Source organism: candidate division TA06 bacterium, assembly GCA_004376575.1.
In the GTDB taxonomy this organism is placed as follows: Bacteria; Hydrothermota; DG-26; order E44-bin18; family E44-bin18; genus E44-bin18.
In genome coordinates this window covers 1-7,085 of record SOJN01000027.1, presented here as the reverse complement: position 1 = coordinate 7,085, position 7,085 = coordinate 1, and the positions used below count along the sequence as shown (strand labels likewise).

Below are 7,085 nucleotides of genomic sequence, written 5' to 3'. Positions count from 1 at the left end.
TGTGTTAATCTGTGGTTAGGTGGATTCAAGTTTGAAGCGTAAATCGGTTCTAGTAATTGGTGGCGGGATAGCGGGTATTCAGGCCTCAATAGACCTTGGAAACATGGGTTTCAAGGTCTTTTTGGTTGAAAAGAACCCCAGTATCGGTGGGAGAATGGCCCAACTTGACAAGACCTTCCCCACCAATGACTGCTCGATGTGAATACTCGCGCCTAAGATGATGGAGGCCGGTCGGCACCCAAACATCGAGTTGCTTACCATGAGCGAAGTACTCGACCTTGTGGGCGAAGTAGGCAACTTCAAGGCGACCATTCTTCGATATCCTAGATATGTCGACGAGTCTCGGTGCACTTCGTGTGGAGATTGCGTGGTCAAGTGTCCGTACGAAGCGGATGACTCTTTCGATATCGGTCTGCGCAAGAGAAAGGCGATATACGTCTATTTTCCACAGGGTGTTCCCAGCACCCCTGCAATCGACCCAGAAAGCTGCCAGTACTTCAAGACCGGCAAGTGTAGAATCTGTGAAAAGGTCTGTGAGAGAGGAGCTGTAAACTTTGAGGATAGAGAGAAAAGGGTGAAGCTCAATGTAGGCGCGGCCATTGTAGCCACAGGATTTGAGCCCTACGACGTATCCAATCTGGAAGAGTTCGGGTTCGGAAAAATCAAAAATGTGATAACAGCTCTCCAGTACGAAAGGATGATAAGCGCATCAGGACCCACAGGTGGCGAGCTCAAGAGACCCTCCGATTCAAAGGTTCCCGAGCGAGTCGCGTTCCTTCAATGCATAGGCTCTCGCGATGAAAGAAACAACCCTTACTGCTCTGGGGTCTGCTGCATGCATGCGACCAAAGAGGCCATACTTACTGCTGAGCATCACCCTGGCACAGAACTTTACATCTTCTACACGGACATGAGGTCCCCAGGCAAGGGGTTCCAGGAATACGTCAATAGGGCGAAGATCGAACACGGTGTTAAATACATAAGGTCAAAGCCTGGCAGGTTGATTGACAATACCGAGAATGGCCATGTGACTGTTGTCTTTGATGACATGGAATCACAGAAGGTCGCAAGATTAGAGGTGGACATGGTTGTTCTCTGCCATGCCCTTATACCTAGCGAGAGCAACTCTGCGCTCATCCAAGCTCTCGGAATAGAACTTGATGACCACGGGTTTGTGAGAACTCCAGATTCGCCTGCCCTGCCGTTTGAAACATCTGTCCCTGGTATTCTGGCCTGTGGGTTCTGCTCAGAGCCTCAGGACATACCGGACTCGGTTGTGCAGGCATCAGCCGCTGCAGCATACGCCGCAGAACTCTTGACAAAGTACGAGGTACAAAGTGCAAGGTACGAAGTACAGAACTCAGAAACCAAGTCACGACTTCCTAGTACGTAGTACTTCGCTCTCTGCACCTTGTACTTTGTACTCCGCAATTCGTACTTTGGAGGAAAAGGGGTGGAATTGGGAAGAAGGATCGGAGTATTTGTCTGCCATTGTGGGAACAACATTGCCGGCGTCGTAGACGTACCTGGTATTGCGGAATATGCCTCTACCCTACTCCACGTGGTCCACACTGAGACGAACATCTATGCGTGCTCTGAGGAAGGGATTGCGAGGATCAAACGGACCATCATCGAACATACACTGGACAGGGTGGTTGTGGCTGCGTGCACACCGAGAACCCATGAACCCCTCTTCAAGGAGGTATGCAAAGAGGCAGGTATCAACAAGCACCTGTTTGAGCTTGTCAACATAAGGGAGCATTGCTCCTGGATTCATATGAAAGAGCCGGACAGAGCTACAGCGAAGGCGAGAGAGTTAGTAAGGATGGGTGTTGCGAAGGTGGCCAATCTCACCGCAGAGGCGGACATTGAAGCTCCGGTCTTTCCTTCCACACTGGTCATCGGCGGAGGCGTCTCCGGGATGAGCGCAGCCCTCAACCTGGCAAATCAAGGAATAGAGGTTCACCTGGTCGAGAGGGAAAAGAAGCTGGGTGGACTTTTGAATCAAATAGACACAATATATCCAGCAGATGAAAAATCATCACAACTCATCGGTAGACTGAAGAGATCTGTCAAAGAAAACCCAAACATATCTGTTCATCTAGGGAAGATTATCAAAAATGTTGAGGGTTCAGTCGGCGATTTTCAGATACGATTAGAATCAACTCGCAAACAATCCGGAAAAGAAGAGTTCAAAGTCGGTACCATCGTTGTGGCGACAGGGGCCAGGGAGTTCAAACCAGAAGGCATGTTCGGGTATGGAAGGCTGAGAAACGTTGTGACTGAGCTTGAACTGGAAGAGATTCTGAAGAACAAGAAAAAGAACGGCACTGATCTCAGCAAGCTGCGGGATTTCGTATTTGTAAACTGTGTCGGGGCACGGGTCAAAGAGAGGGAGTACTGTGGCAGATTCTGCTGCATGACATCCATGAAAAACGCCATGAGACTCAAGTCTATGAGCCCTGATGCCTCCGTGACCATTCTCGAACGAGATGTGATGGCCTGTGGTATAGCCACGGAAGAATTGTACAAGAAGGCGAAAGAAGCGGGGATCAGATTTGTCAGATATGGGCCTGAAAAAATGCCAAAGGTCTCTGGAAATCAGAAGGCGAAAGTTGTCAGAGTTGACACTCCTGTCACTGGAGGGCGGATGAGCATACCGGCAGACATGGTCGTGCTGACCACACCCCTTGTTCCGCGGGATGATTCTAAGACTCTTTCCAGAATTCTCAAGGTTCCGCTGGGAAGTGACGGCTTCTTTCTGGAAGCACACGTGAAGCTGCGTCCAGTTGAATTCTCAAATGACGGAATCTATGTATGCGGGTCGGCCAGATATCCTGTTAATGTCGGGGACGCGATCTCGCAAGGATACGCGGCCGCTGCCAAGGCCGCTACCCCCATAAGACAGAAGAAGGTGTTTGTTGAACCCATAGTAGCCTACTGCAATGAGATGGAATGCACTGGCTGTGGGAACTGTGAGGCAGTATGTCCATTCGACGCCGTCAGATTGGAACTGGACTCCTCCGGAAGGTCTGTGGCCCGTGTGACTGAAGTCAAATGTAAAGGGTGCGGATGCTGTGTTGCGGCATGCCCTGGAGGAGTGATGCAACAACGGAACTGGGGTGACTGGCAGCTTCACCCTCCGCTTAACGCCATTGAAACACGGCCTGAGCCAGACGAACCCAAAATTCTGGTGCTGGCATGCAACTGGTGCTCGTATGCTGGAACGGACCTGGCAGGAGTTTCCAGATATCAAATTCCATCCAACATCAGGGTGGTACGTGTAATGTGCTCTTCGAGAATAAAACCAGAATTCATCGTCAGAGCGCTGAGTAATGGTATCGACGGGGTGATGGTACTCGGATGCCACCCAGGCGAATGCCACTACGTGAACGCCAACTTCTATACGAGACGGCGAATGGTCTTGCTCAGGCGTTTGCTCGAACTTACTGGCATCGATCCGGAGCGCTTCAAACTCGACTGGGTCTCCGCTTCCGAAGGCAGACGCTACTCTTCACTTGTCACGGACTTTACTGAAAAACTGAGAGAGCTAGGCACGAAGAGAAAACGGGACGTGCGTGACCGAAAATCGAAGCTCGAAAATCGAAAACGAAATAGGGCCACGCCATCGGAGCGGCCGTGAGGCATATTTCGTCCAGAGCGACGTGCTGAGCATCGTCGAAGCACAGAGTCGAAGGATCTGCTTGTGCCAGATTGCTTCGCTGTCGCTCGCAATGACAGTCTGTTTTCCTGTCATTCTGCCTGCCCCGTTCTACGGGGAGGAGAGAAGCGACGAAGGATCTGCTTTTAGGCGTCAGATGTAGGGGGCGGCCTGTCCTCCGTAACCATACCTGGCGAAGGAGGGTTGTCGCGCCCATCAGGGAGGGCTGGGAGACCCTGCTCCTACTCCACTCCCATCGAGGGAGAAGAAATAATGGGGTTTTATAGCCTGGAGCTGGCCAGAGATGAAGCACAGCGTGAAGAATAGGACAGTGGACACAAGAGTAGAAGACCTCATAGTCAAGCATGGCCTGTTGAAGTGTGTCCAGTGCGGAAAGTGCACGTCAGCCTGTACTATGACTGAGATCTTTGAAGACTTCCGCTACTCCTGGGCACCAAGAACAATTGTCCACGAGGCGCTTTTCGGCACGGACCTGTTCAGGGCATCATCAATCTGGTACTGTCTCGTATGTGACGTGTGTGAGGTCACCTGTCCTTCTGGAGTCCACTTCAGGGAGTTCATTGGATCTCTGAGGGACCTCGCTGTTGAACGGGGATACATTAGAAATCTGCGACAGTGCAAGAGGTGCGGCAGACCCATCCTGCCCAAGCATACCTCAACATATATCCAGACTAAGTCAGAAGACTACACGCCTGATTCGGTCCTCTTGTGCGAAAGGTGCAAAAAGTATATACTCGCACAGAAGTTCAAGGAGAATCTGAGAGCCAGCAGGAAAGTGGAGGCAAAATGCCAAATAGGTGGAAAGAAAAAGTCAAGAAGATAGTTGGTAAAGAGAATTTCATTGACGAGAAACTCGAGCTGATCTGTTACTCCCGGGATATGTCTGTCCACCAGGGCATGCCCAATGCTCTTGTATTTTGCACGACCACAGATCAGATATCAAAGCTTCTGCGTGTCGCCAACAAGAGCAAGGTGCCGGTTACAGTAAGGGGCAGCGGTACTAGCGTGACCGGGGCAATTATTCCAATAGGGGGAGGTCTTGTTCTTGATCTCACCAGAATGGATAAGATGAAAAAGGTGAGAAAAGAAGATGGATACGTGGTGGTAGAACCCGGCGTGATATGCCAGCACCTAAACTCGAGCCTCTCCCCCACCCATTTCTTCCCTCCTGACCCCGGTAGTTCAAACGTATGCACCATTGGAGGCATGGTCGCCACAAATGCCAGCGGAACTCGGGCCGTGAAGTACGGAACCACACGTGACTGGGTAATGGGACTCGAGGTCGTTCTTGCCAGTGGCAGGGTAATAAGAACAGGCAGTTACACTCCAAAGACGTCATCCGGGTACGATCTGACCAGGCTTTTCGCAAACTCTGAAGGTACGTTAGGTATAATGACTGAGATAACTTTAAAGATAGTCCCAGTCCCTGAATACATCGCGTTCGCAAAGGCAGCTTTCGCGAAACTTGAAGATGCAGGCAAGACTGTCGCAGATTTGTTCGGTTCCAGTATCGGCCTATCGGCATGTGAAATACTCGATACCGTCAGCATAAACGTTGTCAATAAGGCAATGAAACTTGGTCTCCCGGATGTTGAAGGTATGCTGTTTATTGAAGTCGATGGAAGAGAACCTGCAGTAAGGGAAGAGATGAGTGCGATAGAGAATATCTGCCAGAGCAATAACGGCATTGACATCGCCTGGTCTGATAATCCAAAGCAGAGACAGGCACTGTGGGCTGCAAGGGGCGGACTGGTCCCTTCCCTCTCCAGGTTCAAGAAGGGCTACAGGCTCATCCCCATTGCAGAAGACTTTGGCGTGCCCGTGTCAAAGGTTCCAGAAGCTATCAGAGGAGCACAGAAAATATCAAAGAAGTATGACATGCTTGTGGCCACCTTTGGGCACGCAGGAGATGGTAATGTCCATACCACATTCATTCTGGATGTCCGAAACAAAGATGAATGGAAGAAGGCTGAGAAAATGGCTGGAGAACTCGTAGACCTGGCCATGAGTCTTGGCGGAACTCTGACCGCTGAGCACGGGCTGGGAATCGCCAAATCCGCTTTCGCAGACAGGGAGCTTTCATCCTCCTTAGATGTAATGAGAGAGATAAAGAAAGGCCTGGATCCAAACAGCATTTTGAATCCCGGGAAGTTGTCGCTCGACAAGAAGAAGGTGAAGATTCTGGACCATTTCGCATTCTCGCATGTTGCCGGCAAGAAACTGAAGGGGTTCAGCGAGGAACTAGACGATGAAATTCTCGTCTGCGTACAGTGCGGCTTCTGCCGCACAGGATGTCCTACATTCGAGTCCACCACTCTTGAGTCAAAAAATGCGAGGGGAAGAATACTGCTTGCCCAGGGTCTGCTGGAAGAGACCATCAAACCATCCATGGAATTGGCTGATAAAATGTACTCCTGCTCTGTGTGTGCAGGTTGCACCACCACCTGTCCGTGCAGCATAAAGGCCCCTGAGATTATTCTCGCCTGTAGAAGGAGACTCGCCCAGGCCGGCTGCATGCCCCAATCGATCACGACGATGTTGGAGAATATAGAAAAGGAAGGCAATCCTTTCGGCAGCCCTAGAAGAGAGAGGACAGACCTATTCCCCAAGAAATACCAGAAGATTAGTGCGAAGCCGGCAGAGGTTCTCTTGTTTCTCGGATGTCTACCCTCTTATGTTGACATGGAGATTGTTCCTGCGACGTTCAAAATCATGCAAGCAGCTGATGTTGATTTCACAGTCCTCGGTGAAGACGAGGACTGCTGCGGGTATGTCCATTATCTGGCCGGGTCAGCCGATTTTATGAAGAGAGTCAAAAGCAACATGAAGAAGTTCAAGGAACTGAGACCCAGAATGATTGTCACCCCATGTGCCGGCTGTTATAGGGCTTTGAAGACTTTGTATCCAAAGGAATTCATGGTCTTCCATATTTCGGAGTATGTGAAAGGATTGCTGGAGGAAGGCAAGCTGAAGCTTGCCAATCTGGTGACAAAGAAAGTCGTCTACCATGACCCGTGCGACCTGGGAAGACATATGAACGTGTATGATGAACCTCGAGAGGTTCTCAGATCAATACCAGGTCTTGTACTCACGGAATTTGAGAAGAACCGTAGTTCTGCAGTTTGCTGCGGCGGTGGCGGTGGCCTTATGGCCTATGATCGAGAAATGAGTCTTGACATATCGAAAAGGCGGCTGGCAGAAGTCCTTGAAGAGGACATGGATGTCGTCGTCTCGGCCTGCGCCGCATGCAAAGACACTTTACGGAAAGGGCTGCGCGCAATCCCCAAGGAGAAGCGCGGTACACTCACTGTTGCTGATATCACAGAACTGATTGCTGAAGCACTGTAATACTTTCTGAAGTACAGAGTACAACCTGCAAAGTACAAAGTACAACTTGCAAAGT

The 7,085-nt window shown here is 50.4% G+C and carries 5 protein-coding genes; all 5 read left to right on the top strand.

Annotated features, from left to right (window positions below; translation table 11 throughout):
• Positions 1-19: 19 nt before the first annotated feature.
• The 5 genes from E3J62_02060 to E3J62_02040 all read left to right on the top strand — a co-directional run bounded on the left by E3J62_02060 (position 20) and on the right by E3J62_02040 (position 7,030).
• A complete protein-coding gene (locus E3J62_02060) occupies positions 20-202 on the top strand; it encodes an FAD-dependent oxidoreductase (GenBank protein TET47244.1) in 183 nt (60 codons plus the stop codon).
• A gap of 15 nt (positions 203-217) precedes the next feature.
• Positions 218-1,393: a CoB--CoM heterodisulfide reductase iron-sulfur subunit A family protein gene (locus E3J62_02055; GenBank protein ID TET47243.1), complete on the top strand. Its 1,176-nt coding sequence runs from the start codon at positions 218-220 to the stop codon at positions 1,391-1,393.
• Between the two features lie 60 nt (positions 1,394-1,453).
• A complete protein-coding gene (locus E3J62_02050) occupies positions 1,454-3,643 on the top strand; it encodes a hydrogenase iron-sulfur subunit (protein TET47242.1) in 2,190 nt (729 codons plus the stop codon).
• A 322-nt stretch (positions 3,644-3,965) separates the two neighbouring features.
• Positions 3,966-4,505, top strand: a complete 540-nt coding sequence (locus E3J62_02045; protein ID TET47241.1) for a (Fe-S)-binding protein — start codon at positions 3,966-3,968, stop codon at positions 4,503-4,505.
• The gene (locus E3J62_02040) at positions 4,469-7,030 is read left to right on the top strand and encodes an FAD-binding protein (protein ID TET47240.1); all 2,562 of its coding nucleotides are present in this window, start codon (positions 4,469-4,471) and stop codon (positions 7,028-7,030) included. The genes E3J62_02045 and E3J62_02040 overlap by 37 nt, the downstream gene beginning before the upstream one ends.
• Positions 7,031-7,085 lie beyond the last annotated feature (55 nt).

What these genes read in the sequence shown, in the direction of transcription:
- E3J62_02055 (TET47243.1), top strand. Translation starts at nt 218, where the DNA reads ATGATGGAGGCCGGTCGGCACCCAAACATCGAGTTGCTTACCATGAGC.
- E3J62_02040 (TET47240.1), top strand. Translation starts at nt 4,469, where the DNA reads ATGCCAAATAGGTGGAAAGAAAAAGTCAAGAAGATAGTTGGTAAAGAG.
- E3J62_02045 (TET47241.1), top strand. Translation starts at nt 3,966, where the DNA reads ATGAAGCACAGCGTGAAGAATAGGACAGTGGACACAAGAGTAGAAGAC.